At 65.5% G+C, this 25,953-nt stretch carries 18 protein-coding genes and 3 pseudogenes; 10 read left to right on the top strand and 11 right to left on the bottom strand.

Annotation, left to right across the window (positions count from 1 at the left end; translation table 11 throughout):
* Position 1: 1 nt before the first annotated feature.
* The gene (locus tag J7024_RS26325) at positions 2-6,040 is read right to left on the bottom strand and encodes an alpha-2-macroglobulin family protein (protein ID WP_234745597.1); all 6,039 of its coding nucleotides are present in this window, start codon (positions 6,038-6,040) and stop codon (positions 2-4) included.
* A gap of 303 nt (positions 6,041-6,343) precedes the next feature.
* On the opposite strand from J7024_RS26325, the gene J7024_RS26320 reads away from it, so the two are divergent.
* From J7024_RS26320 to J7024_RS26295, 6 genes and pseudogenes are all read left to right on the top strand, one after another.
* Entirely contained in the window at positions 6,344-6,850 is a 507-nt protein-coding gene (locus J7024_RS26320) for a sugar dehydrogenase complex small subunit (RefSeq protein ID WP_124825367.1), read from the top strand.
* Positions 6,850-8,469, top strand: a complete 1,620-nt coding sequence (locus J7024_RS26315; RefSeq protein WP_124825366.1) for a GMC family oxidoreductase — start codon at positions 6,850-6,852, stop codon at positions 8,467-8,469. The genes J7024_RS26320 and J7024_RS26315 overlap by 1 nt, the downstream gene beginning before the upstream one ends.
* Before the next feature lie 2 nt (positions 8,470-8,471).
* Positions 8,472-9,749 (top strand): cytochrome c, encoded by a 1,278-nt coding sequence (locus J7024_RS26310; protein ID WP_124825365.1) that lies wholly within the window; start codon positions 8,472-8,474, stop codon positions 9,747-9,749.
* A 177-nt stretch (positions 9,750-9,926) separates the two neighbouring features.
* Positions 9,927-10,346: a DoxX family protein gene (locus tag J7024_RS26305; protein ID WP_096499770.1), complete on the top strand. Its 420-nt coding sequence runs from the start codon at positions 9,927-9,929 to the stop codon at positions 10,344-10,346.
* Positions 10,347-10,409: 63 nt separating this feature from the next.
* A complete protein-coding gene (locus tag J7024_RS26300; RefSeq protein WP_124825364.1) occupies positions 10,410-11,516 on the top strand; it encodes a porin in 1,107 nt (368 codons plus the stop codon).
* A 678-nt stretch (positions 11,517-12,194) separates the two neighbouring features.
* Positions 12,195-13,094, top strand: a pseudogene (locus J7024_RS26295) (phage late control D family protein); the annotation flags it as partial.
* 213 nt (positions 13,095-13,307) lie between these two features.
* Here the strand turns inward: J7024_RS26295 and J7024_RS37570 are convergent.
* The 3 genes and pseudogenes from J7024_RS37570 to J7024_RS26285 all read right to left on the bottom strand — a co-directional run.
* Positions 13,308-13,691, bottom strand: a pseudogene (locus J7024_RS37570) (type VI secretion system baseplate subunit TssF); the annotation flags it as partial.
* A gap of 61 nt (positions 13,692-13,752) precedes the next feature.
* A pseudogene (locus J7024_RS37565) lies at positions 13,753-13,926 on the bottom strand (type VI secretion system baseplate subunit TssF); the annotation flags it as partial.
* 272 nt (positions 13,927-14,198) lie between these two features.
* Positions 14,199-14,402 carry a hypothetical protein gene (locus J7024_RS26285; RefSeq protein ID WP_124825362.1) on the bottom strand — a complete coding sequence of 68 codons (204 nt, stop codon included), beginning with the start codon at positions 14,400-14,402 and terminating at the stop codon, positions 14,199-14,201.
* Positions 14,403-14,637: 235 nt separating this feature from the next.
* Here J7024_RS26285 and J7024_RS26280 point away from each other — a divergent pair, with 235 nt between their 5' ends.
* Positions 14,638-15,138: an AAA family ATPase gene (locus J7024_RS26280; protein ID WP_124825361.1), complete on the top strand. Its 501-nt coding sequence runs from the start codon at positions 14,638-14,640 to the stop codon at positions 15,136-15,138.
* 51 nt (positions 15,139-15,189) lie between these two features.
* Here the strand turns inward: J7024_RS26280 and J7024_RS26275 are convergent, their stop codons facing one another.
* The 3 genes from J7024_RS26275 to J7024_RS26265 all read right to left on the bottom strand — a co-directional run bounded on the left by J7024_RS26275 (position 15,190) and on the right by J7024_RS26265 (position 18,521).
* On the bottom strand, positions 15,190-15,732 hold the full coding sequence (locus tag J7024_RS26275) for a cysteine hydrolase family protein (RefSeq protein ID WP_124825360.1): 543 nt from the start codon (positions 15,730-15,732) through the stop codon (positions 15,190-15,192).
* A gap of 241 nt (positions 15,733-15,973) precedes the next feature.
* Positions 15,974-17,281 carry an MFS transporter gene (locus J7024_RS26270; RefSeq protein WP_175750439.1) on the bottom strand — a complete coding sequence of 436 codons (1,308 nt, stop codon included), beginning with the start codon at positions 17,279-17,281 and terminating at the stop codon, positions 15,974-15,976.
* A 55-nt stretch (positions 17,282-17,336) separates the two neighbouring features.
* On the bottom strand, positions 17,337-18,521 hold the full coding sequence (locus tag J7024_RS26265; protein ID WP_124825358.1) for a M20 aminoacylase family protein: 1,185 nt from the start codon (positions 18,519-18,521) through the stop codon (positions 17,337-17,339).
* Between the two features lie 180 nt (positions 18,522-18,701).
* On the opposite strand from J7024_RS26265, the gene J7024_RS26260 reads away from it, so the two are divergent.
* Together J7024_RS26260 and ppnP are read left to right on the top strand one after the other, a co-directional pair.
* Positions 18,702-19,604, top strand: coding sequence for a LysR substrate-binding domain-containing protein (locus J7024_RS26260; protein WP_124825357.1), 903 nt, complete (start codon positions 18,702-18,704; stop codon positions 19,602-19,604).
* Between the two features lie 193 nt (positions 19,605-19,797).
* Complete coding sequence (ppnP, locus tag J7024_RS26255; protein ID WP_012366195.1) at positions 19,798-20,118, top strand: pyrimidine/purine nucleoside phosphorylase; 321 nt, start codon at positions 19,798-19,800, stop codon at positions 20,116-20,118.
* Between the two features lie 133 nt (positions 20,119-20,251).
* Here ppnP and J7024_RS26250 read toward each other — a convergent pair whose 3' ends face one another.
* The 4 genes from J7024_RS26250 to J7024_RS26235 form a co-directional block, all read right to left on the bottom strand.
* Positions 20,252-20,584 carry a hypothetical protein gene (locus tag J7024_RS26250; RefSeq protein ID WP_175750440.1) on the bottom strand — a complete coding sequence of 111 codons (333 nt, stop codon included), beginning with the start codon at positions 20,582-20,584 and terminating at the stop codon, positions 20,252-20,254.
* Positions 20,585-21,091: 507 nt separating this feature from the next.
* A complete protein-coding gene (locus J7024_RS26245; protein ID WP_175750441.1) occupies positions 21,092-22,879 on the bottom strand; it encodes a chloride channel protein in 1,788 nt (595 codons plus the stop codon).
* Between the two features lie 29 nt (positions 22,880-22,908).
* A complete protein-coding gene (locus J7024_RS26240; RefSeq protein WP_124825355.1) occupies positions 22,909-23,322 on the bottom strand; it encodes a MarR family winged helix-turn-helix transcriptional regulator in 414 nt (137 codons plus the stop codon).
* A gap of 104 nt (positions 23,323-23,426) precedes the next feature.
* On the bottom strand, positions 23,427-24,602 hold the full coding sequence (locus J7024_RS26235; protein ID WP_124825354.1) for an HPP family protein: 1,176 nt from the start codon (positions 24,600-24,602) through the stop codon (positions 23,427-23,429).
* Between the two features lie 367 nt (positions 24,603-24,969).
* Here J7024_RS26235 and J7024_RS26230 point away from each other — a divergent pair, with 367 nt between their 5' ends.
* Entirely contained in the window at positions 24,970-25,935 is a 966-nt protein-coding gene (locus J7024_RS26230) for a LysR family transcriptional regulator (RefSeq protein ID WP_124825353.1), read from the top strand.
* Positions 25,936-25,953 lie beyond the last annotated feature (18 nt).

Genomic DNA, 25,953 nt, shown 5'->3' with positions numbered 1-25,953 from the left:
CTCACGACTTGTTCGTGTCGGCCGGCTTCACGGTCATCGGCGGGTTCGGCCACAGGCCGTACACGGACGGCGCGTACAGCGCTTCGACACGCGTCGGCGGCAACCCGAACGTACCGACGTTGTTCAGCCGCACCGTGTATTCGACCGAGAATTTGCCTTTCGGCAAATAGTCGTAATACGCGCGGTAGCCGTCGAAATCGCGTTCGATGAACGACGGCCACGCGCCGTCCGGCGTTTTCTCGCCCTGGGTCGCGGCTTCCGAATCGCGGCCGAGGCCCGAACCGAGGATCGTCGCGCCGGACGGAATCGGATCGTTGACGACGACCCACGTCATGTCGCTCTGCGCATCGATGTCGAGATGCACGCGCACGACGTCGCCGCGCGTAAGCACGCCCTTGACGGCGGGTGACACGGGCGTGATCGTCTTCGTGATCCGGTAGCCGGCCGCGAACGGCGAGCGCAGCGGCACGGCCGCGAGGCTCTCGACGGTCGCCCACGGGCGGCCCGTGCCGTCCTGCGTGACGGACAGCGTAGCCGGTGCCTGCGATGCGCGCGACCACGGCATCAGCACGCTGCGTGCCGTGGCGGCCCGCGTCGCGGCGGTGGCCGACGCGGAGGTGTCGGCGGGCGCCTGCGACCACGGGATCGCGCGGTCGTTGCCGGCGAGCGCGATCTTCGTCGTGCCGGTGACGGGCGTGCTCTCGTAGGTGCGTGAGAAGCGCTCGACCGCGAGCAGGCCGAGTGCGTTCGACGTCGTCGTCTGCCATGCGCCCTGGCGCTGCAGCGCCAGCAGGCCGGTCGTCACGCGCGGCATCTCGTCCTTCCATGCCGGGTCGCCCGCGAATTCGAGCGCGAGACGTGCGGCGTTGGTCTCGTTGCTCGTCATCAGCCACCACAGGTCGTCGTCGCGCGCGGTCGAGAACACGAGCTGCGTGCCCTGGTACGTGAGGCGCGCCCGCAGGATCTGCTCGACCTGCGCGCGTTTCTCGTCGCGTTGCGGGATGTCCTTCACGCGCGTGAGGATCGCGTGATAGTCGATCAGCGCCGACGTCGGCCACTGGTTCGGCGCGATCTCGATCGAGCCGAGCATGCGGCCCTGGGCGGCGCCGTAACGCGACAGGGCCTCGATCGCGGCGAGCTTGCGCAGGTCGCGATCCTGGCGCGGCGCCCATGTGTTGCGCTCGATGCGGCCGTCGACGAAGCGTGCGAGCCCGGCTTCCAGCTGCGTGCGCATGTCTTCCGGCAACGCGAAGCGCGGGTCGAGGCGGCTCGCCTCGTCGGACACCACCAGCAGGTACGACGACAGCGTCGGGCTGCCATGGTGCGAATCGTCGGACGACGGCGGAAAGTAGCTCGCGAGCCCGTCGCTGTCGAGGTAGACGGGCATGCGTGCCACCAGCGCCTGCCATTGCGCGGGGTCGTGCAGGCCGATCGCGCGCGACGCCTGCTGCTCGAGGCAGCGGTACGGGTAGCGTTCGAACCAGCGCCGCACGCCGGGCAGGCCGTCCGCCAGCTTCGATTGCAGCGACACGGCGATGCCGCCGCGCGGTGTGCCCTGTGCGTTGTTGACGGCACCGGCCGGTGCCGACACGGGCACCGTCAGCGTGCCGTCGACCTGCGCGAGCGTGGCCTGCTGCACGGTCACCGGCAGCGCGGGCACGACCTTCTGCGTGACGGCCAGCGCATCGGAGGCGCGCTTGCCGCCTTGCTCGGCCGCCTCGATGCGCCAGTTCAGCGCGCCGGCCGCGTCGAGCGCCTGCTCGGGCACGGTGATCGTCCACGCTAGCTCGGTCGCCGCGTTGGCCGCGAGCGATACGGTTTGCGGTGCGACATCGAGGCCCGTCACGCGCGGCGTCACGACGACCTGCATCGCGCGGTCGGTCGTGTTGCGCAGCGTGACCTGCGCGCGGAACGCATCGCCTTCGCGCACGAGCGGCGGCAGGCCGGAGATCAGCTGCAGATCCTGCGTGCTGCGGATCGACGTACTGCCGGTGCCGAAGCGATCGGCGCCGACCGCCGCGATCGCGACGATCCGGAAACGCGTCAGCGCATCGTTCAGCGGCACGTCGACGGTCGCGCTGCCGTTCGCGTCGAGCGTCACACGCGGGTTCCACAGCAGCAGCGTGTCGAACAGCTCGCGCGTCGGCGCGCTGCCGCCACCGCCGCCGGCCGGCACGGCCTTGCGGCCGAAGTGGCGGCGGCCGACGATTTCCATCTGCGCGGTGGCCGTTTCGACGCCGTATGCGCGACGCTGCAACATCGCGTCGAGCAGATCCCAGCTGTTGTTCGGCATCAGTTCGAGCAGCGCCTCGTCGACGGCCGCGACCGCGATCTGCGTGCCGGCCGGTGCGGGCTGGCCGTTCGGCAGCGTCACCTTCACATGAGCCTGTGCCTTGCTGCGCACCGTGTAGCGCGTGGCGTCGGTCGTCACGGTCACGCCGAGACGATGCACGCCCGTGCCGACCTTGATCTCGCCCAGGCCATAGCGGAACGCGGGCTTCGACAGGTCGACGAACGCGGTCGGCGCTTCATAGTGACGGCCTTCGCGCCAGAAGGCGCGCGCCCATTCGACCGGCGCCTTCCAGCCCCACGTGAAGAACGAGTACCACGGCACTTCACGAATCCGGCCGCGCAGTGCGAGCACCGACACGTACACGTTCGGCCCCCACGATTCGCCGACCTTCAGGTCGATGGTCGGGTTCTTGCCGTTCAACTCCACGACGTGCGTTTCCATCACGCCGCCGCGCTCGACCGCGACGAGGGCGGTGGCGTAGCGGAACGGCATGCGCACCTGGAAGCGGGCGGTTTCGCCCGGTTCGTACGACGTCTTCTCCGGAATCACGTCGATCCGGTCGGTGTTGTCGCCGCCGAACCAGAGTTCGTCCTCGCGCGTGACCCACACCGACGTCGACGCGTTCGACGCGCGGCCGTCGCCGTCCTTCGCGACCGCGATCAGCTGCACGTTGCCGGCCTGCTCGAGCGTCGCGTCGCAGGCCATGCGGCCCTTGTCGTCGGTCTTGCCCGAACACAGCACGCCGAGGTCGCGCGTGTCGCTCTTGTTGTCGTATGCGTAGAAGCCGCCGACCATCCGCTTGCGCGACGACGTCGTGACGTGCGCGACGCCCTTGATCTCGATCGACACTGACGCACGCGGCTTGCCCTGCAGATCGACCGCCAGCGCCTGTACGGGCACGCGCTGGCCGACCGACACCCAATGGCCGGCCTTGATGCCGACCGCCACCGCGGCCGGCCACAGGATCGTGTCGCCGCGGATCGTCTGTACTTCACCGTTCGGATCGGCGAACGTCGCTTCGAGCGCGATGCGCTTCGGTGCGTCGACGTCGGGCAGCCCCTTGAGCGTAACGGAGCCCGAGCCATTGCGATCGAGCGTCAGCGGCAGCTTGTCCGCGATCAGCTTCGTCGCATCGGGATCGCTGTTCGACGACGACGCGTTGTCGCCGTCCTGCGAATCGTCGTCGGCGTTGCCGTCGCTCGTGTCGGGACGATACGGCGAAAAGCTGAAGTCCTCGAAGCGATCCGCGAACGGCGGCGACGCCCACTTCATCAGCGCCGACACCTGCACGGGCAGGTTCGACGCGCCGCCGCCCGACACGTAGTCGATCTGCACGGCGAGCGGCGCTTCCTTCACGGCGACGAGCGGGCTCTTCTGCGCGTCGCGCGCGCTGATCGACCCTTTCAGCACCGGCAGGCGGAACGCCTCGACGCGGAAGCTGCCGCTGTAGTAGCTGGTGGTCGGCGCATCGTCCGGACCGCCTTCGAGCGACACGCTGTATTCGCCGAGCTTCGCTGCCGGCGGCAGCGTGAACTGCGTGTCGGCGCTATGGTCGGCCGTCCACGTGAGCGGCAGCTTGTACGTCTGGTCCGAGCCGAGATGGCGGATCGTCACGCGCGTCGGGTATTGCGACGGGAACGCGAGGCTCTGCAGCGTCTCGGTGCGCAGGAAATGCTTCATCGACACGGTTTCGCCGGCGCGCAGCAGCGTGCGGTCGAAGACGGTATGCGCGCGCATGGTCGGCGCGCTGTCGTTGTCGGTCGGCACGTTGAAGCGCCAGGATTCGATCCCGCGATTCCAGTTCGAGCTGACGAATGCCATGTCGGGGCCGGTCTTCGGATCGTCGACGCGAGCGGACACGAAGTAGTCGTCGAAGCGCTGTTCCGACGAACTGCACTCGCGCTTCGGCTCGAACGGGCCGTCGATCTTCAGCAGACCCTGCGCGTCGGTCTTGCCGGCCGCGATCTCGTCGCCGTTGCAATCCGATACGCGAATTTGCGCGTTCGGCACGGGCTTGCCCTTGTCGAGCGTCGTGACCCACACGAGGTTGTTCTCGCGGCCCTGTTTCAGATGCACGCCGAGGTTCGTCACGAGCACCGTGGTGCGCACATACATGCTCGACGGTTTCGCGAGCAACGAGCGGCCGAGCGCGGGCGACGCGAGTTCCAGCACGTAGAAGCCGGGCTTGTCGATCGGCACGCCGACGATCTCGAACGGGCGCAGCGTCTTCGGATCGGCCTTCGGCAGCGTCAGCGCCTGCGCGCCCGGTTCGCCGTCGAGCAGCGACAGCGAGCGCACGTCGATGCGCCGGTCCTGCGGCGCGGGCATCTTTTCGCCGGCTTCGAGCGGCACGTAGACGGGATGCTGGCCCTTGCGCCGCAGCAAACCCGGCATGCGCCCGTCGATCGTGCCGGCCGTCATCGACCAGTTGTCGAAGCGGTCGACGGTTCGCATCCATTGACGAATCGCGGTGTCGTTTTCGACCTTCAGGTTCGCGAATTGCGCGCCGCCCGCGTTGAGCCCGGCGATATGGAGATCGGCTTCGACGTTGCGCAGCGTGACCGGCACGAGCGCAGGCGTATCGGGTTCGGCGAAGCGCTCGACGATGCCGAAGGTGCCCGACGAGAATTTCGCGAGCGGCGGCATCGGCGCGGTGCGCGTCGCGAGCGGGAACAGGTCGGCATTCGCGAGCGAGCGGTCGGTCACGTCTCGCAGCCCGGACGGCAGCTCGATCGTCAGGCTGGCCTGCGCGGGCAGCGGCGGGTTGAACGTGACGGTCGTCACCTCGTCGCCGTGATCGTCCGCGGCGAAGGTCGGCGAAAGCGAACCGTCAGGGCCGCGCAGCTTGATCGCTTCGGCGTTCTTGCGCGAGATCGGCGCGTTGAACGACAGCGTCAGCGGGCGCAGCGGAGTGCAGGGCGCCTTCGCGTTCTCGCGCTCGCACGAGAAGCTCGCGGCGAACGGCGCGCGCACGGTGAAGTCGAAGCGCCGCTCGGTTTCGTTCGCGATGCCGCTCGGGCTTGCCACGCCCTTGCCGTAGACGAGCTGCATCTTCGCGCTGGCCGGCAGCGCCTGCGCGCACGATAGCGTGAGCACGCGCGCGGCGTCCTTCTTGAGCCCGAAGTGGTCGAGCAGCACGTTGCGCGTGTCGTCGGCGGCGGCCGTGACGGGGATGCGATTGCCGATGCCGGCCGCTTCGCACCAGATGTTCGCGAGCGCGGAGCGCGGCTCGGCCGGGCCGTTCAGCTTCAACACGAAGACCTGGCGTTCCTCGATCTCGCGCGAGCCAGGGCGCACCGTCACAGGGAACGGGCCGCCCGTTTGAAACGTGAAGCGGCGCGGGCCGCTCACCGCATTGCCGGCGACCGAGCGCAGCGTGTCGTTGAGCGCGACCGAGCAGCGTACGCCCGGCGGCAGGTCGTTTTCGAAATCGTAGACCCACGTCTTGTCGTCGAGCCAGTGACCCTGGCCGCGCGCGGCAGCGGCATCGTTGCAGGTCATGCGCGCGGGATTCGGCGCGGACGCCGAACCGAACGCAACCATCGCTTCGTCGAACTTGACGACGCTTTGCCGGACCTCGGTGACGGTGCCTTGCGGCGACACGCTCACGGTGCGTGCGGCGAGCGCGTGCAGCGACAGTGCGGCCGCGGCGCCGAGCGCCGCAACCGGGCCGATGCGCAGGAGCAGCCGTGTGGTGTGATTGGAATTGGATTGATTCGTGTTGTTGTGTTTGTCGTGCTGCTTCATCGCTCGATGCCCTCGGAGGGAAGCTTTCTGTTTGATTGCAGGCGATTCTAACCGACGGGCATGTGAGCGGATGACGGAATGCTGCGTGTCGTCGGCTTGCGACACACGGCATCCCGATGCAGAATTGTCGCGTCGACGACACAAAGATGCAGCGAAATGTCGATTGTCTCGGAATGCGGAACATTTAATGGACTATAAAGCCATTGTCCGATCCGATTTGTGCGCGTACATTTCAGGGCCGCGCCAATGTTTGAGAATTATCAAGCGTGGTTTTCCCGAATCCGGTGTTCGAGAGAAGGAAACATGCACAACGACAACACTCCCCACTCGCGTCGCGATGACGACGCAGCCGCAAGCGGCATCACGCGGCGTCAATGGCTGCAGGGCGCACTGGCGCTGACGGCGGCGGGCCTCACCGGCTCACTGGCGTTGCGGGCCCTGGCCGACAATCCCGGCACTGCGCCGCTCGATACGTTCATGACGCTCTCCGAAGCGCTGACAGGCAAGAAAGGGCTGAGCCGCGTGCTCGGCGAACGCTTCCTGCAGGCGTTGCAGAAAGGCTCGTTCAAGACGACCGACGGTCTGTCGCAACTCGCCGGCGCACTCGCGTCCGGTTCGCTGAGTCCCGATCAGGAAGCCTCCGCGCTGACGATCCTCGAAGCGTGGTATCTCGGCATCATCGACAACGTCGTGATTACGTACGAAGAAGCATTAATGTTCAGCGTCGTGTCCGATACGCTCGTGATCCCTTCGTATTGCCCCAACAAACCCGGCTTCTGGGCCGAAAAACCGATCGAGAGGCAAGCCTGATGGCCGATACCGATACGCAAAAAGCCGACGTCGTCGTCGTCGGGTCCGGTGTCGCAGGCGCGATCGTTGCGCACCAGCTCGCGATGGCGGGCAAGTCGGTGATCCTGCTCGAAGCGGGGCCGCGCATGCCGCGTGGCGATATCGTCGAGCGCTTTCGGAACCAGCCCGACAAGACGGACTTCATGGCGCCGTACCCGTCGAGCCCGTGGGCCCCGCATCCGGAATACGGCCCGCCGAACGACTACCTGATCCTGAAGGGCGAGCACAAGTTCAACTCGCAGTACATCCGCGCGGTGGGCGGCACGACGTGGCACTGGGCCGCGTCGGCGTGGCGCTTCATCCCGAACGACTTCAAGATGAAGACGGTGTACGGCGTCGCGCGCGATTGGCCGATCCAGTACGACGATCTCGAACATTACTATCAGCGCGCCGAGGAAGAGCTCGGCGTGTGGGGCCCCGGTCCCGAGGAAGACCTGTACTCGCCGCGCAAGGAACCATACCCGATGCCGCCGCTGCCGTTGTCGTTCAACGAGCAGACGATCAAGAGCGCGCTGAACGGCTACGACCCGAAGTTCCACGTGGTGACCGAGCCGGTCGCGCGCAACAGCCGTCCGTACGACGGCCGGCCGACTTGTTGCGGGAACAACAATTGCATGCCGATCTGCCCGATCGGCGCGATGTACAACGGCATCGTGCACGTCGAGAAGGCCGAGCAGGCCGGCGCGAAGCTGATCGACAGCGCGGTCGTCTACAAGCTCGAGACGGGCCCGGACAAGCGCATCGTCGCCGCGATCTACAAGGACAAGACGGGCGCCGACCATCGCGTCGAAGGCAAGTACTTCGTGGTGGCTGCGAACGGCATCGAGACGCCGAAGATCCTGCTGATGTCGGCGAACCGCGATTTCCCGAACGGCGTCGCGAACAGCTCCGACATGGTCGGGCGCAACCTGATGGACCACCCGGGCACGGGCGTGTCGTTCTATGCGAGCGACAAGCTGTGGCCGGGCCGCGGCCCGCAGGAAATGACGTCGCTGATCGGTTTCCGCGACGGCACGTTCCGGGCGACCGAGGCCGCCAAGAAGATCCACCTGTCGAATATGTCGCGCATCAACCAGGAGACGCAGAAGATCTTCAAGGCCGGCAAGCTGATGAAGCCCGAGGAGCTCGACGCGCAGATTCGCGATCGCTCCGCACGCTACGTGCAGTTCGACTGCTTCCACGAAATCCTGCCGCAGCCCGAGAACCGCATCGTGCCGAGCAAGACGGCCACCGACGCGATCGGCATTCCGCGTCCGGAGATCACGTACGCGATCGACGACTACGTGAAGCGCGGCGCCGCGCACACGCGTGAAGTCTACGCGACGGCCGCGAAGGTGCTCGGCGGCACGGAAGTCGTGTTCAACGACGAGTTCGCGCCGAACAACCACATCACCGGTTCGACGATCATGGGCGCGGACGCACGCGACTCGGTCGTCGACAAGGACTGCCGGACGTTCGATCATCCGAACCTGTTCATCTCGAGCAGCTCGACGATGCCGACCGTCGGTACGGTGAACGTGACGCTGACGATCGCGGCGCTGGCGCTGCGGATGTCGGACACGCTGAAGAAGGAAGTCTGACCGTGCGGAAATCTACTCTCACCTTCCTCCTCGCCGGGTGCCTGACGCTGCCCGGTCTCGTGCGCGCGGCCGACTCGGCCGATCCCGCGCAAATCAAGCGCGGCGAATATCTGGCGATCGCGGGCGACTGCATGGCCTGCCACACCGCGAAGGGCGGCAAGCCGTTCGCAGGCGGTCTCGGGATGCCGGTGCCGATGCTCGGCAAGATCTATTCGAGCAACATCACGCCCGACCCGGACACCGGTATCGGCAACTGGACGTTCGAGGACTTCGAGCGTGCGGTGCGCCATGGCGTCGCGAAGAACGGCGACAACCTGTATCCGGCGATGCCGTACGTGTCGTACGCGAAGGTCGACGACGACGACGTGCAGGCGTTGTACGCGTACTTCATGCACGGCGTCGAGCCGGTCAAGCAGGCGCCGCCGAAGAACGAGATTCCCGCGCTGCTGAGCATGCGCTGGCCGCTGAAGATCTGGAACTGGCTGTTCCTGAAGGACGGCGCCTACCAGCCGAAGCCGGCGCAAAGCGCCGAGTGGAATCGCGGTGCGTACCTGGTGCAGGGCCTCGCGCACTGCAGCACGTGCCACACGCCGCGCGGTGTCGCGATGCAAGAGAAGTCGCTCGACGAGACGGGCGGCAGCTTCCTGTCGGGTTCGGTGCTCGCGGGCTGGGACGGCTACAACATCACGTCCGACCCGAACGCGGGGATCGGGGGCTGGACCCAGCAGCAGCTCGTCCAGTACCTGCGTACCGGCAGCGTGCCGGGCGTCGCGCAGGCGGCCGGACCGATGGCCGAGGCGGTCGAGCACAGCTTCTCGAAGATGACCGACGCCGACATCGGCGCGATCGCGACGTACATCCGCACGGTGCCGGCCGTGGCCGACGGCAGCACGAAGCAGTCGCGTTCGTCGTGGGGCAAGCCGGCCGAGGATGGGCTGAAGCTGCGCGGCGTGGCGCTCGCGTCGTCGGGCATCGATCCGGCGCGGCTGTATCTCGGCAACTGCGCGACGTGTCACCAGATGCAGGGCAAGGGCACGCCGGACGGTTACTACCCGTCGCTGTTCCACAACTCGACGGTGGGTGCGTCGAACCCGGCCAACCTGGTCCAGGTGATCCTGAATGGCGTGCAGCGCAAGGCCGGTAGCGAGGATGTCGCGATGCCTGCATTCCGTAACGAGCTGTCGGATGCACAGATCGCCGCGCTGACGAACTACCTGACCGCTCAGTTCGGCAATCCGGCCGTGAAGGTGACCGAGCAGGACGTCGCGAAGGCGCGCTGACGCCGGCAGCACGCGACACGAAGCAGGGCAACACTGACAAGAGGAGGAGCACAGCACATCGGGCGGGCCCCGATGCCGGTTGTTGCAGAGGAGGGCGGGCGGCGCAGGCGGCTGCCCGTCCTGGTTCGTTGGCAATCCGGTGCGCGCGCTTCGCGCATCGTTTTCGTTGATCACACCATGACACCGAATCAACCGTTTCTCGCGTCCCAGCGCGATGTGCTGCTGCTGCTGTCCCGAATCCTGCTCGTGATCCTGTTCGTGATGTTCGGCTGGAAGAAGATCGTCGACTTCTCCGGTACGATCGCGTTCATGGGAACCGAGGGTGCGCCGGCGCCGATCATTTCGGCCGCGATCGCCGTCGTGATGGAATTGTTCGTCGGCATCGCGCTCCTCGTCGGCTTCCAGACGCGGCCGCTCGCGCTGCTGCTTGCGCTGTACACGATCGGCACCGCGCTCATCGGCCACCGCTACTGGACGATGACGGGCGGCGAGCAGATCAACAACATGATTCATTTCTACAAGAACATCGCGATCTCGGGCGGCCTGCTCGCGCTTTGCGCGGCCGGCCCCGGACGTTTTTCGATCGATCGCGGGTGAACGGGCCGCCGGCGCGCGCATGGGGTGCGCGCCGGACGGTCGAGACTCCGAGGGGGCATCATTTTGCGACTCAAACATTTCGCATGGCTGATTGCGGCTGCCACGCCCGCAGCCGCATTCGCGCAGACCAGCGTGACGCTGTACGGCCGGATTGACGGCGGCGTCGAATACCTGAACCACATTGCCCAGCCGAACGGCGGTAGCGCGACACGCTGGAGTGCCGAAAGCGGCGACTGGGGTACCAGCATGTTCGGCCTGAAGGGTGTCGAGGATCTCGGCGGCGGCATGTCGACCGTCTTCAACCTCGAAACCGCATTCCAGGTGATGAACGGCCAGACGGGCGGCGGGCGCATGTGGTCGCGCCGCGCGTATGTCGGGTTGAAGAGTGACACGTGGGGCCAGCTGCAGGCCGGCCGCAACCTCTTCATCGACAGCGACGGCGTGTGGGAATTCGATCCGTTCGTCCAGCAGGCGTTTTCGTCGGCATCGCTCGTGCGCGGCCGGAACTGGCAGCAGAGCAGCAACAACATCGAATATCACAGCCCGGTGATCGGCGGCTTCGACGTGCAGGCGCAATACGCGTTCGGCAATCAGTCGCGCGGTTTCAACTACGGCGCGGCCGACGACTTCGGCCGCTCGGACGGGATCATGCTGTCGTATCACTCGGCGCTGCTCGACGTGCGCGGCATCTATGACGAACTGCGCGACAACAACGGCAAGTTCAGCAACATCTTCACCGCGTCGCGCGAGTATTTCGTCGGCGCGAACGTGAAGGTGGCGAAGTTCAAGATTCAGGGCGCCTATACGCACTACCAGGCGCCGGACAGTCCGGCCGGCGTCGCCGATCGTGCCGATCACTACTGGCTCGGTGCGACCTATGCGGCCAATCCGCAGTGGGCCGTGACGGGGGGCGGGTACTACGTGAAGGTGGGCGACGGCGGCGGCGATGCGTCGCACGATCCGTCGGGCCACGCGATCATGTACGTGCTCGGCACCACGTACAACCTGTCGAAACGCACGTTCCTGTATGGGACGGTTGCGTATGTGCGTAACGGCGGGAATTCGAACTTCTCGCTGCTCGCGTCGCCGCGGGATGCGACGTCGGGTACCAGTCCGATGACGGGCGAGTCGCAGACGGGCGCGTATGTGGGGATGATGCATACGTTCTGAGCGGGGTGGACAGCTGAGGGGAAAGGCACAGGCGGAGAGACCCGTGCCTTTTTGTGTTTACAGCGATTGCGAAGATCATCGCGGCAAACAAATGGGTGTCGGCGGGCGGATTCGGACGCGTCGTGCCAGCCGCGGCCGCTGTTATATCGCTGCCTGCATGTCGCTCGGTCGCCGGTTCGCCGCGGGAGGTGCAGGGCGTGCTCGAGCATTGCGTCGCGGGTAGTACGCGCTCGATGGATTCACATTCTCTGACGTTTATGGACTGGAAACCACCGTCATACGCGACGATCCGTGCGCGGGCGCTTTGCCGCGACATCGTTGTGCTCGACAGCATGATGTAAGCCACGCGGGAGTTCCGACGCGCTGAGGCACTGAATGTGACACATCATCGGTGTATGCCGGGATAGATCACGATTCGATATGGTGAATTCCGGCTGGGCGCGATTCAGCGGTTTGAACCGCGTCGAGGCTGAAGGCCCCAGCAGCGGCGGGAATTCTGGGCCTTTTATTGTTTTGATGAAAAATACCAATCTGCCGCCCGGCGCTGCCCGGCGGCTGTTTTTGTTACAACCCAGCACGGGGTAGCCCGATGGTTTCCGATCTCCTGAACAAGACACTGCGCGCACAGTACGTGGAACATGGACGCATTGTCCGCCTCGATACGCCGCTTGGTGAAGACTGGTTGGTCCCGCTTTATGTCTGGGGCGCGCATGTCTGGGGCGAGACTTCGAATTCACGATCGACGTAACGTCGACGCGGCTCGAAGCGATTCGGGCCAACGCGCTGATCCGGCAATCCGTGACGCTGTGGGTTCGGCAAACGGACGGCAGTGAAATGCCGATTCACGGTTATGTAACTGCGTTCAGTCGCTCGGGTGCGGACGGCGCGAACACCTACTACCAGCTTCGATTCAACTCGTTCCTCGCGCTGCTTCGACTCGGCAGCGACCGGCGCGACTGGATCGAGACCCCCGCGCAGCAAACCGTATCTGACGTGCTCGGAAAGTATCCGCAAGCATCCGGTAACGTGACGTGGCAAGTGCGCCAAGCGCTGCGCTCGTATTCTCAACGGATGCAATGGGAGTCCGACTGGAACTACGTTCACCGTACATTCGAAGAACTCGGCCTCTTTCCGCGGTTCGATATCGCGAAGGACGGCAAGTCGCACAAGGTCGTCATCATGGACGATCTGTTCTCGGTTCCCGAGTTGATGCGCAAGAACATTTCGTTCAGCGGTGCGGTGCAGGACGAGGAATTTGACGGCCTTGGGGAGTGGATCGATTCGCAAGAAATCCAGTCCGCCGAACTCGACACGGGCACATTCGATTACAAGCGCCCGGACCTTTCCAAGCACGTCACGATGCCCGCGTTCGATCTTGACGACGTTCCGGGCTTGGGCGAGCAGTATGAATACACCGGGTCACATACGTGGTCGGATCGCGATATGGGCGAGAATCAGGCAAACTTTATCGCAGAGGAATGGCGCTCGCGCGCGCAGCGCTTCTACGGGGTGGGTGCGCTGCGTTGCGCATGGCCGGGCCGCTATGGCGTGCTGACAGGGCACCCCGTGCACGATGCGCAGTCGGAGCAGGATCGAGAGATGGCGATTCTCTCGGTGAACTGGCTTATCCAAAACAATGTGCCGGGTATTGAGAACTTGACGCGCTTTCGCAAGAGCCTGCGCGCGGAGGTCGAGCAAGCGCGGGCGACTGGCACGGGTTCGGCCGTGCGCCACGACTGGTATGCCGGCAATGGGTATCGAGCGTCCGCTGTCGTCCGCTTCGACGAATGCGCCCCGGACACGCAGCAGGACCGTATCCAGCAGCGCCACGACTGTCTGGCGTTCTCCGGTGAAGTGGACGCGCAGCGCGTCGGGCGAAACCGCTTCGAGCGGCGCGGCGGCGCCGCTCGACTCAATCGTGATGGAGATGAAGCTGGTTGTGTTCGGCGGTAATGCGACGTATGCCGGTGCGACGGTACTGCTTGAGAATCGGGCGCTTGCGATGTGGACCGGCGCAAGCGTTACATCATAGGCGGTCCGAAAGCGAACCTCCCCGCCGCGCGACGTGAGTTCCATGCCACGCGGCAAGACGACCGGCTTGTTCGGTAAATCCTTGACCGGATCGAGGCGAGCGATCGAGCATGCCGGGAACGGCCGCAGGTAGTGCGGGTGCAAGACATGAAGCAACGCTTCGGTGAATTTCGGCGCGCCGTCGTCGACGGTTGACCCGGATTTCGGCTGCAATCAACGCGAACGCCTGCATCATTCGCTGGACATGTGGGTCGCCCGTCTGCCCGCTTGTAAAGCTCAGGCGAGCGGCAACGCGTGGATACTCGTTGGAGAAGGTTGCGAACTGATTTTTCAGCTTCGCCATTTCCTGTTCATAGTAGCCGCGCAGCTTGTCGTGCATATCCAACGTCGTAGGGTCTCTGCGGTTCACGACGAGCGCTGTATTGTCTTGCGGTCATCGTAGCCGATTCTTCATCCTCAGCGTTAGCCACCGCCCGATAGTCCGACGCTAAAATATGACGACGGATCAGGCTGCATAGAAATGCATGATTGCGCGGTTGGCGCTCGTGCCCGGGCCTGTCGATAGGAGGGAACAGGGCCGGAAAGTCGCGTGTGAGGCTGAAAAGCGTCCACGAGTGTTGCTGGCCGAGGTGATCCAAAAGTGATTGATATTCAGTGGTTCATATTGATGGATTCTGCGTAGGCCTTGGCTTCTTCGATCTCGACATGAATATGCTTCGCAATGTGAACATCGAGAGGAATCGGCCAAGGATCGCCATTCCGATCCCAGCTTGTGATGCCCGAATTTCCATATGCTTCGCGGACTCTCGGGCGGGCTGCTCGCACTTTGCGCGACCGGCCCTGGACGTCTTTCAATCGATATCGGGTGAACGGGCCGCCGGCGTGCGCCGAACGGTCGAGACTCCGAGGAGGTATTGTTTTTCGACTCAAACATTTCGCATGGCTGATTGAGGCGGTCACGCTGCATGACGCTACCGAGAGAGTGCTCGATATGTTCACACGTCTCTGACGTTCATCGACCGAAAAGTCTGCGGCGAAGGGCGGCTATGCGATTCATCACCATCGGACTGACGTGAATTGAGACGGGAACATGAAGGTTTGCATTGTAGGCCCATCGGGCGCTGGGAAAACGACGATCACCAGGGAATTGGCGCGCAAGTTCAATATCGCCAGGTACGAATTCGATGACGTGTATTGGGACAGGAGCGGCGAAGCGTTTTCGAAGAGATCGGATGAGTCGATGGCGGCAGCCATCGAAAGGATCATCGAGCAGGGCAACTGGTTTGTCGAAGGTGCGTACGACAAACGGATGTATCCGCTGCTCGCCGAATGTTCGCTGATCCTGAGGGTGGAGGTTTCGTTCAGTGTGAGAGCGATACGCTTGATCAAGCGCTTCATTTGGTCGACGGTGACAGGCAAACTGCCCAAGGAGACCTTCCGGAACACCGTCGATCTGATCAAGTTTTCATTTCGCTTCGAGAGACGGCTCAGCGAATTTTTATCCGCAAACGTGATGCTCTCGAAGAAGGTCGCTTCAGTTCGCGACACATCGTCGTGCATCGAAGCGATGCGCGCGGCCGGTCTTTGCTGACGCTGTTGCGAGGCGTGCCGTTATGCGCCGTAGTCTGAGCGGTGTCGTGCATCAGAACCCGCACGCTTCCGTCGTCGTCAACATCGCAAACGGCCCGCCAAGCGTCGCATTGTGATGCGCGACGATCCGCTCGGCCGGCAACTCCAGCGTGTCCATGCAGGTATGCGCATCAGCAACGAGCACCGCACGCAAGCCGAGATCGCCGGCCGCACGGCAGGTCGTATCGATGCAGTACTGCGTCTTCATCCCCGCAACCACGATTTCGCCGATCCCGGCCGCGTGCAGCCACTCCGCGAGCCGCGTGCCGGCGAAGCAGTTGGGCCGCGTCTTGTCGAACACGGTATCGCGTTGCACATCGATCTCGAGCGCCGGCAACAACGCGGCGAGCGGTGCGTCGGGCGCGATCGGCGAGCCGGCCGGGCCGATGTGACGCACCGCGTACACGGGTGCGCCGGCTTCATGTGCGCGGCGAATCAGCCGGTTGATGTTGGCCAGCACGCGTTCGCCGTCATGCGGACGGTCGGGGCCGTGAAACAACCCGACCTGCATGTCGACGACGAGCAGCGCACGTTTGGGCGAACGGACTTCGGACATTGCGTTTCTCCTGAATGACCGGTGCGGACGGAGAAACGAAGAGACCCCGTCCGGAACCGGCGGGGCCTGCGGGAATCGGTGACGCTACGATCTTGCGCGCACTCGCCGCACGGGCCCGCCGGAGGCGGTCGTGCGCGTGGTCGTCGAAAGCGTGGTCGTGGCGTCGTGCATGAAGCGATCATGCACGATGCGCGAGTGCCGCGTCAATGGCACGGGCCATGCACAACGCACCGCCCACCATTCAATCAAGCGCCTTCCCTGCCTTCTCATCCATGCAACGAATCGCAAGCAGCGTGAATACGCCGCAACCGATCGCATACCACGCGGGCGCATTCGGATTGCCGGTCGCGGCGATCAGCCACGTGACGAAGAATTGCGCGAAGCCGCCGAAGATCGCGACGCCCACGCTATAGACGAGCGCGCCGCCGGTGGCGCGCACCGCTCGCGGGAACAGTTCGCCGAGCATGGCGCCCGTCGCGCCGATGTTGATCGCGTGCACGATCGACAACGCGGCGATGATCGACAGCAGCGAGGTGGCGCCTGGCCAGCGGTTTAACGCGACGAACGCGGGATAAATCGCGGCCATCAGCGCGATGCGGGTCCACCAGACGATCCGGTTGCGCCCGAACACGTCGGACAGGTGGCCGCCGATCGGCGTCACGAGCATCAGGATCGCGCCGGCGATGCAGCCTGCCGTCATCGACAGCCAGGTCGGCAGGTGCAGCACCTGCACGCCGTAGATCGCCATGTAGAACACGATGATGTAGTGGATCGACGTGCCGCCGATCGTTACGCCTAGCCCCGCGAATACGGCCTTGCCGTGATGGCGCAGCACGTCGGCGAGCGGCAGCGACGCGACCGGTTCTTCATGCGCGGCGGCCGGCACTTCCTCGACGGTGCGGCGCAGCCAATAGCCGATCGGCACGAACAGCGTGCCGATCACGAACGGCACGCGCCAGCCCCAGCTTTCGAGTTGCGCGGCATTGAGCGTCGACGTCAGCGCGACCCCGGTCAGCGCGCCCGCGAGTGCGGCGAGCCCCTGGCTCGAGAACTGGAACGATGCATAGAAGCCGCGGCGATGCTGTGGTGCCTGTTCGAGCAGCAGCGTCGTCGATGCGCCGACTTCGCCGCCCGATGCGAACCCTTGCAGCAGGCGCGCGAGCACGAGCAGCAGCGGTGCGGCGATGCCGACCTGCGCGAAGGTCGGCGCGACCGCGATCGTCAGGGTGCCGAGCGCCATCAGCAGGAGCGTCAGGATCATTGCCTTCTTGCGGCCGGCGCGATCGGCGTACATGCCGATCACGAGACCGCCGAGCGGACGCGTGACGAAGCCGACACCGAAGCTCGCGACCGCGAGCATCAACTGCCCGAACGACGAATGCACGGGAAAGAACAGCTTGCCGATCAGGATCGCAAAGAAGCTGTAGACCGTGAAGTCGTAAAACTCGAGCGCGTTGCCGACGGCGGCGGCCGCGATCAGGCGGCGTTTCTTCGCGGCGGTGCGGGCATCGGCCGGCGAGCCGGCGAGCGAAAGAGCGGACGTTTCCATGGGGTTCCCCCGGTAAGCGCGGAACTGCGTGATGAAGAGCCGTAAGGAACGGCCGTCAGGCCGCGAGCCACGCTTCGGCGACGCGCACCCAGTAGCTCGCGCCGATCGCGAGGATGTCGTCGTTGAAGTCGTAGCCGGGGTTGTGCACCATGCAGCCGCCCTTGCTGCCGATCCCGTTGCCGATGAACGCATAGCAGCCGGGGCGCGCTTCGAGCATGAACGCGAAGTCCTCGCTGCCCATCAGCGGCGCGGCCTCGGTTTCGACGCGCTCGGCGCCGAGCATCTGGCGCGCGATGTCGGCCGCGAAGGCGGTCGGCTCCGGATGGTTGACGAGCACCGGGTAGCCGTAGTCGTAATCGACTTCCGCAGTGACGCCGAAGCTTTCCGCCTGACCTTTGGCAAGTGCTTCGATGCGGCGTGCGAGCAGCGCGCGCACGTCGGCGTTCAACGCGCGCACCGACAGCTTCATCACGACGGTTTCCGGAATGATGTTGAAGGTCTCGCCGGCCTGCACGCTGCCAACCGTGATCACGGCTGCATGCTGCGCGTCGACCTCGCGCGCGACGATCGTCTGTAGCGCGACCATGATGCTACCTGCGGCCGACATCGGATCGCGCGCGAAGTGCGGCATCGCGCCGTGGCCGCCGACGCCGCGCAGCGTGATCGTCACGCGGTCGGCCGACGCCATCGCGGCACCGGTGCGGAACGCCATGTCGCCGGCCGCACGGCCCGGCATGTTGTGGATCGCGAAGATCGCATCGCACGGGAAACGGTCGAACAGGCCGTCGTCCATCATCGACTTCGCGCCGCCGAAGTTTTCCTCGGCCGGCTGGAAGATCAGGTTCAGCGTGCCGGAGAACTGGCGCGTGGCCGCGAGGTGGCGCGCCGCGCACAGCAGCATTGCCGTATGGCCGTCGTGGCCGCAGGCATGCATTTTGTTCGCGTGACGGCTTGCGTACGGCAGGCCGGTGGTTTCCGCGAGCGGCAGTGCATCCATGTCGGCGCGCAGGCCGACGGTGCGCGTGCCTTGTCCTTCGCGCAGCACGCCGACGACGCCCGTCTTGCCGATGCCGCGATGCACGTCGTAACCCCAGCCCGTGAGCAGTTCGGCGACGAGGTCGCTCGTCAGCGTCTCCTCGAACGCGAGCTCCGGGTGCGCATGGATGCGGCGGCGCACCTCGATCAGGTCGGGGGCGATCGCGGCGATGCCGGGGATGACGGGGTTCACGGCTTGCAGCATGGTCTCTCCTGTGGGGGCGGTGGGCGTTTGACGCGCATATGACGTGCAAGCATATAAATTTCTTTTGCGCACCAGAAGCTGATAAATTGCTTTGGTGCACACCACTGGTTGCCGCTCGGGAATACCCTGATTCGGCATGCGTCGCGGCACACAGGGTTTCCACGAATCACGCATGCCGTCATGAAATACCATCAGTTGAAAGCGTTCGTCACCGTCGCGGAAGAAGGGAGCATTCGCGCGGCCGCGCGGCGCCTGAACGTGTCGCCGGCGGCGTTGACGAAGGCGGTGAAGGAGCTGGAGATCGCGCTTGGCGTCTCGCTCGTCGTGCGCACCGCGCGCGGCGTGCAGCTCACCGCGTTCGGCCAGCAATTGCAGGTGCGTGCGCGGCTGATCGTCGCCGAGATGCAGCGTGCACGCGACGACATCGAGCAGGCGCAGGGCGCGATGACGGGCTCGGTCGCGGCGGCGATCACGCCGGCCGCCGCCGTAACGATCCTGCCGGATGCATTCCGCGCGTTCCGGCGGCGCTTTCCGGTCGCGCGCGTCAACCTCATCGAAGGATTTCCGGGCGTTGCGCTGCCGCGGCTGCACGACGGCTCGCTCGATTTCGCGGTGGCCGTCGTCGTGCCGGAACTGCTCGCGGCCGAGTTCGATCACGCGGAACTCTATGCGAGCCGATCGCTGATCGTCGCGCGCAAGGGGCATCCGCTCGCGTCTGCCACGTCGCTCGCAGATCTCGTCGAAGCCGACTGGCTGATGAATCCGTCGCCGGAAAGCTCGACCCAGGTATTGTTCAATTCATTCGTCGCATACGGGCTGCCGGTGCCGCAGCGGGTCGTCGAATGTCCGAGCTTCGGGCTCGCCCACAGCCTGATGACGGGTTGCGACCTGATCGCGTCGATGCCCGAGCAACTGCTGCAAGGGGAGTGGGCGCGCGACCAGCTCGTGGTGCTGCCGATCCGCGAGCGGCTGCCGGGCGTATCCGTGCAGGTCGTCACGCGCCGCGACAGCCCGCTCACGCCGGCCGCGGCGATGCTGCTGGACTGCCTGCGCGATTCCGCGCGGCGCAAGGGATTGCGGTGAGCAGAGCGCATGCGGGATCGAGCAATCTATAACGTAGTGATCCTGATTATCGGTCGTGCGCCTTCGTCGTTTCCCGCGTGCGATTGCGGGTTTGCGGCAGGTGTACCGCGAGCCGGTATCATATCGGCCGGCCCGCCGACCCGGCCGGCTTCCAACAACACGCCATCCGGCATCCAGCAATCAGAGGCATCACATGACCAGTGCAACCCAATTCGACAACGTATCGGTCGTCAAGCGCGCGAACGTCTATTTCGACGGCAAGTGCGTGTCGCATACCGTGCTCTTCCCGGACGGCACGCGCAAGACGCTCGGCGTGATCCTGCCGTGCGCGCTCAACTTCGGCACGGACGCGGCTGAATTGATGGAAGTGCAGGCCGGCAAGTGCCGCGTGAAGCTCGACGGCAGCAGCGAATGGCAAACCTACGGCGCGGGCGAATCGTTCTCGGTGCCGGGCAAGAGTCGCTTCGACATCGAAGTGCTCGAGACGCTCGATTACGTCTGCAGCTACCTGTAAGCTCCTTCGCGCGGGTACGCTGAGGCGTGAAACACGCACGCACGGGCCTGGCGGCCGGTGCGCATAAAGCGACAAGCCCCGCCGAAGCGGGGCTTGTCGCATGCGGGCGGCGCGATGCCGCCCGGCACGGCGCTCACAGGCAGGCGCTGATGTCGCCCGCGGAAGCGGCGTCGCCGCGAACGCCGACCCACGTCTTCGCGCCCGGCTTCCACGACGGGCGGACCATCGCGGCGGCGCCGTTCGGCGGCTGCTGGCCCGGTGCGTAGACGTCGGTCGCGAGGCCGTTGGCGAGCACGTTCTGCGAGATCACCTGTTGCTGCGACTTGTCGGCCCAGGTCTTCGCGATACATGCGGAGACGTCCTGGGCGGGCTTCTGGCTTTGTCCCACATTCTGCACGGCCGGATCGGCGGCATGAGCAGAAATTGCCACGGTCAATGCGATGAGCGGTAAGTATTTCACGTTCACGTTTTATCTCCCTCGAGTCGTGATTGATTGAGTGGGATGCGCAGCATAACTGCGTGCCTGTGAGATTGCATCGAGCGAGCGCGGTTCCGGCGAATCGGAAACAAGTTGTTAATGCGCTTGCCGGACGACAGCTCGAGTGCTGTGCGTTTTATGGCGGTGCGACATGCGTCGTGCGCGGCCCGAACGAGCCGGAGGACGCGGGGACGACGTCATGCGCCGTGTGGTCTGCTCGCTGTCCGGCGGTGTGGCGAATCGACGATCGCGGCGTGCTGCATGTCTTCGCATGTTGCGCCGCGACGCTTCTTTATTGGCTGCCGAAGTGGAATGGCTGAATGGTGGCCCCGTCGCATGCATTCCATGATGACAAACTTTCGTCCGTTGAATTGTCAACGAAGTTTAAACACGGAGCGCGCGGAATGTAAAACGGCGCGCGGTGCGCGCCGTTTCGTGAGTCGGAGTGAAGGGGGGAGCGCGGTGCGCGACGCTGCACCGCGCACGCTGCCGGCGTCAGCCGGGCCTGCGGATGCCGATGTCGCGCAGGTTGGCCGGCACGACCGGACGGAAGCGTTCGCGCTTCTGCTCGTCGTCGAAGTGCTGGAGCGCGGGCTTGATGAGGTCGCTGCGCGACACGATGCCGGTGATGCGCAGCGATTGCGGATCGTCGACGACCGGCAGGCGTTCGAGGCCGAGCATCGCGAGGCGCGACGCGACGACGCGGCACGTTTCGTGTGCGAGCGCGACAGCAGGTGCGCGATCGGCGAACGCGCTCGCGAGCGTCGCGCCGGCACCGGCTTGCGCGCGCTGCGCATCGAGCGTCGCGCGATCGACGAGGCCGAGCAGGCGGCCGTTCTGCACAACCGGGTAGGCACGGTGCGTCTGCTTCGCGCCGAAGTACTGCGACTCGACCGCGTCGAGCGTCGTTGCGCCGTCGATCGCGACGAGCGCATCGGCGGATGTCATCACTTCCCCCACGTCATGTCGCTCGAGCGGATCGACGCCGTATTCGCGGTAAATGTGATAGCCGCGCCGCGCGATCTTTTCGGTCATGATCGAGCGCTTCATCACGACGGTCGCGAAGCCGTGCGCGACGAGCGTTGCCGCGAGCAGCGGCAGCAGCGCGTTCGCGTCGTGCGTGAGGCCGAACGCGAACACGATCGCGGTCAGCGGCGCGCCGAGCGTTGCGCCGAGCGTCGCGGCCATGCAGACGAGTGGCCATAGCGCCGGATCGCCGCCGGGCAGCACCGGCGACAGCACGGTGCCGAGGCCCGCGCCGAGCATCAGCAGCGGGGCGAGCACACCGCCCGACGTGCCCGAGCCGAGCGCGACCACCCACATCACGGCCTTCACGATCAGCAGCGCAAGCGCGATCTTCAGCGCGATGTGCTGGTGCAGCAGGTCGCCGATGACGTCATAGCCGACGCCGAGCGCGCGCGGCTCGAGCCAGCCGCCGACGCCGATCACGACTGCGCCTAGCGCGGGCCACCACATCCAGTGCACCGGCAGTTTCGCGAAGCCGTCTTCGACGCGGTACAGCGCAGCCGACAGGCCGCATGCGAGCATGCCCGACAGAAGGCCGGCGACAATGCACGACAGTAGCGCGACGGGCGTCGGCGCGGCAGTCGTCAGCGGAAACAGCGGGCCGGCCCCGAAGAACACGGCGCGCGCAAAACCAGCCACCGCACACGCGAGCGCGACGGGCAGGAAACTGCGCGGACGCCATTCGAACAGCAGCAACTCGACCGCGAGCAGGACGGCGGCGACAGGCGTGCCGAACACGGCCGTCATGCCGGCGGCCGCGCCGGCGACGAGCAGCGTCTTGCGCTCGGCGGCGGTCACGTGCACGCATTGCGCGATCAGCGAGCCCAGCGCGCCGCCCGTCATGATGATCGGGCCTTCGGCACCGAACGGGCCGCCGCTGCCGATCACGATGCCGGACGACAGCGGCTTGAGCACGGCGACCTTCGGCGACATGCGGCTCTTGCCGAACAGGATCGCCTCGATGGCTTCCGGAATGCCGTGGCCGCGGATCTTCTCCGAACCGAAGCGCGCCATCAGCCCGACGATCAACCCGCCGATCACCGGCACGACGATCACCCATGCGCCGAGCGTGTTGTCGGCAGGCGAGCGGTCGGCGAACGAGAGCTGCTGGAAGAAGAACAGGTTCGTGAACAGGTGAATCAGGCTCAACAGCAGGAACGCCGCCAGCGTGCCGAGCAAGCCGATCACGGCAGCGAGCAACGCGATCCTGGGCAGGCGTTCGTTGGTCGAGAAATCGCGTTTGTGTGGTGCGTTCATCGGAATTGAAAAGGTCGGTAAAGCTTGGGTCAGTAATCGATCTGCGGAACCTGGAAGGTGCCCTTGAGCGATGTCAGCTCGGCACGATGCATCGCCGCGAGGCGGGCCAGCAGCGTTTCACCGGCCTGCTCGAGGTGAACCTCGACCTGCCGGCGGTCCGCTTCGCTCGTCTTGCGCTTCACGAGGCCGAGCGCCTCGCAGCGGGTCACCAGTGCGACGACGCCGTGATGCTGCGCCTGCAGGCGTTCCGCGATTTCTCCGATGGTTGCCCATTCGCGGTGCGGGTAGCCCTTGATGTGCAACAGCAGCAGGTATTGCAGCGGCGTCACGCCTTCGCTTTGCGCGGCGCGTTCGGAGAAGCGCTCGAAACGGCGCATCTGGTAGCGGAACTCGGACAGTTGCTGAAAATCGCTTTTGGTCAGTGCACGTCGGGTGTCGGTCATTGCAGTCGGTCGGGCAGGCGGTTTCGGTAGCATTAAATATATCACAATATGATATAAATGGCCGAATTTTCGCGAAAAGATCTGCATTGTAGATTGCGCCGGCGTTACGCGGCGTCGAGCATCTGCGTCTGCCGATACAGGCCGGTGACGAGATCCGTCTGGGTAATGATTCCGACGAGCCGGCGCGATGCGTCGACGACCGGGATGTGGTGGTGGCCCGAATGCGTGAACAGCGGCACCATCGCGGTGATCGGCATGGTCTGCGGCACGGACGCGACGTCGCGCGTCATCACGGTCGCGACGCTGGCGGGTTGGCCGCCGAACGACTGCGGCAGCCGCGCGGACAGCCGCTGCCACAGCGGCGTCGGGCGGCGCAACTGGCGCGTGAGGTCGGCGCGCGTGACGATGCCGACCAGGCGATCCTCACCGTCGACGACCGGCAACGCCTTCACGCGATGGCGCTCGAGCAGCGCGAGCGCGGTCGGCACCGGCGTCGACGGCGCGACTTCGATCGCGTTTTTCGTCATCAGGTCGGCACACGTGAGCTGGCCGAAGGTGCGCGTATACGCTTGCATTTCGGTTTCGCGCAGCAACATTTCGAGGTCGTCCGGATCGACGTCGAGCCATTCGCCGCGGCGCTTCAACACCGCGTCGAGGTCGCCGCGCGTGAAGCTGCCGCGTGCCGGCGCAATTGTGCCCGCTTGCGGCTTCGCGTCGGGTCGCACGCCGCCGTGCGGGTAGCGGTGGCCGGTCAGCGCGTGGTACAGGAGCGCGGCCGACAGCAGGATCGCGGACTGCAACGCGATCGGTTCGACCACGAAGCCGAAGCCGAGCGAGTGGATCGCCGGGCCGCCCAGCACGGCGGTCAGCGCAACCGCGCCCGACGGCGGGTGCACGCAGCGCAGCGCGAACATGCCGCCGATCGCGAATGCGATCGCGACCGCGGCGGCCGTGATCGGATCCGCGATCCACTGCGCACACGCAACGCCGACCGTCGCCGCGACGAGATTGCCGCCGACGATCGACCACGGCTGAGCGAGCGGACTCGCGGGCACCGCGAACAGCAGCACGGCCGACGCGCCCATCGGTGCGACGAGCAGCGGCACGAGGCCCGGCACGCCGGGCAGCAGCCGCATCGTGACGCCGACCGTCGCGATGCCGACGAGCGCCCCCGCGCACGAACGCATGCGTTCGCGCCAGCCGAGCGTCATCGGATGGGGAATGAAGCTGTGCAGCCACTGCCGGAATGTGCGGCGCGATGGGGAGGGGCCTGACGACATGGACGGGTAAGCGGTAAGAATGACGGCGCGAGCTGGCGCATCGCGGACAAGCGCGGAATTATATCGCGTTGTGATACAAATTGTCGCGCCTCATCAAGACGGTGCAGGCGCGCGACGCACGTGTCTTGCGAGAACCTTTCGTCGGATGAAAGCCTGAAGGCCGCATGAGTGCGCAAATTTGTCTGCAGCGGCGTACAATTCGGCCCACCGAATCCCCCGATATGTCAGAACCACGTACGCGATGCCCGCTCTCACGCCTGTTTCACGGCACGGTGATCGCTTTGGCGTGGTTCGCGCGCGCGTCCCGTTTCTGCTCTGACGCGAACGCCGCCGCCTTTTCTCCACCGACACTCCCCAAGCCAATTCAATGGACATGCTCGAAAACATGCGCCTGTTCGTGCGCGTTGTCGAAGCCGGCAGTTTTACCGCGGTCGCCAAGGAAATCGACGCGACCACCGCGCAGGTGTCGCGCGCGGTATCGAATCTCGAGGCGCACGTGCAGACGCGTCTGCTGCATCGCACGACACGCCATCTGGGTCTCACCGAAAGCGGCGAACGCTATTTCGAGCGTGCGAAATCGATCCTCGCCGAAATCGACTACGCGAACGCGGAGGCGCGCAACGCGCTGCTGAGGCCGAGCGGCAAGATGCGCATCCATGCGATGACGGGGCTCGGGCAGAGTCACGTCGTGTCGTCGATCGTGCGTTACCAGGAAGACAACCCGGACGTGTCGGTCGAGCTGACGCTCGCGCAACGGATGCCGAATCTCGTCGAGGAAGGCTACGACGTGTCGATCGTGACCGCGTCGCAGTTGCCCGATTCGGGCTACGTCGCGCAGACTTGCGGCACGAGTTGCAGCGTGCTCGTCGCATCGCACGACTATCTGGCGCGCCACGGCACGCCGAAGACGCCGGAAGACCTGCCGAACCATGTATGCCTGCGCCTCGATACGCCCGCGTCGCCGGCCAGCGAGTGGCGGCTCGAGCGCAACGACGGCGAGGAGGCGGTGTATGAACTGCAGCCGGCGCCGTTCCAGGTCAACGTGCCGGACGCGCTGTGCGTCGCGGTGCGGGCCGGGCGCGGAATCGCGTGCGTCGCGCTGTACACCGTGCTCGACGACATCCGCGAGGGCCGGCTGATTCGCGTGTTGCCCGAGTACCGGCTGCAGACGGTCAGTGTGTATGCCGTCTATGCGACGCGCCGCTATCTCGACGCGAAGATCCGCACGTTCCTGGATCACCTGCGCACGACGCTCACGCCGGCGCTGGAAAACGATCTGCGCGAACTCGACCGGCTGGCGGTCGGGGAGGCGCCGGCCATGCACCGCGCATAACACGGTGCGCGATCGCCG

Source organism: Burkholderia sp. WTPI3, from assembly GCF_021483755.1.
Taxonomy (GTDB): domain Bacteria; phylum Pseudomonadota; class Gammaproteobacteria; order Burkholderiales; family Burkholderiaceae; genus Burkholderia.
The sequence above is the reverse complement of the archived record's forward strand: the minus strand, read 5'-3'. Positions and strand labels throughout refer to the sequence as shown.

Bases quoted from the DNA above. Each gene is read 5' to 3' on its own strand.
- J7024_RS26325 (WP_234745597.1), bottom strand. From the start codon at position 6,040: ATGAAGCAGCACGACAAACACAACAACACGAATCAATCCAATTCCAAT.
- J7024_RS26320 (WP_124825367.1), top strand. From the start codon at position 6,344: ATGCACAACGACAACACTCCCCACTCGCGTCGCGATGACGACGCAGCC.
- J7024_RS26315 (WP_124825366.1), top strand. From the start codon at position 6,850: ATGGCCGATACCGATACGCAAAAAGCCGACGTCGTCGTCGTCGGGTCC.
- J7024_RS26305 (WP_096499770.1), top strand. From the start codon at position 9,927: ATGACACCGAATCAACCGTTTCTCGCGTCCCAGCGCGATGTGCTGCTG.
- J7024_RS26280 (WP_124825361.1), top strand. From the start codon at position 14,638: ATGAAGGTTTGCATTGTAGGCCCATCGGGCGCTGGGAAAACGACGATC.
- J7024_RS26275 (WP_124825360.1), bottom strand. From the start codon at position 15,732: ATGTCCGAAGTCCGTTCGCCCAAACGTGCGCTGCTCGTCGTCGACATG.
- J7024_RS26270 (WP_175750439.1), bottom strand. From the start codon at position 17,281: ATGGAAACGTCCGCTCTTTCGCTCGCCGGCTCGCCGGCCGATGCCCGC.
- J7024_RS26265 (WP_124825358.1), bottom strand. From the start codon at position 18,521: ATGCTGCAAGCCGTGAACCCCGTCATCCCCGGCATCGCCGCGATCGCC.
- J7024_RS26260 (WP_124825357.1), top strand. From the start codon at position 18,702: ATGAAATACCATCAGTTGAAAGCGTTCGTCACCGTCGCGGAAGAAGGG.
- ppnP (WP_012366195.1), top strand. From the start codon at position 19,798: ATGACCAGTGCAACCCAATTCGACAACGTATCGGTCGTCAAGCGCGCG.
- J7024_RS26245 (WP_175750441.1), bottom strand. From the start codon at position 22,879: ATGAACGCACCACACAAACGCGATTTCTCGACCAACGAACGCCTGCCC.
- J7024_RS26240 (WP_124825355.1), bottom strand. From the start codon at position 23,322: ATGACCGACACCCGACGTGCACTGACCAAAAGCGATTTTCAGCAACTG.
- J7024_RS26235 (WP_124825354.1), bottom strand. From the start codon at position 24,602: ATGTCGTCAGGCCCCTCCCCATCGCGCCGCACATTCCGGCAGTGGCTG.
- J7024_RS26230 (WP_124825353.1), top strand. From the start codon at position 24,970: ATGGACATGCTCGAAAACATGCGCCTGTTCGTGCGCGTTGTCGAAGCC.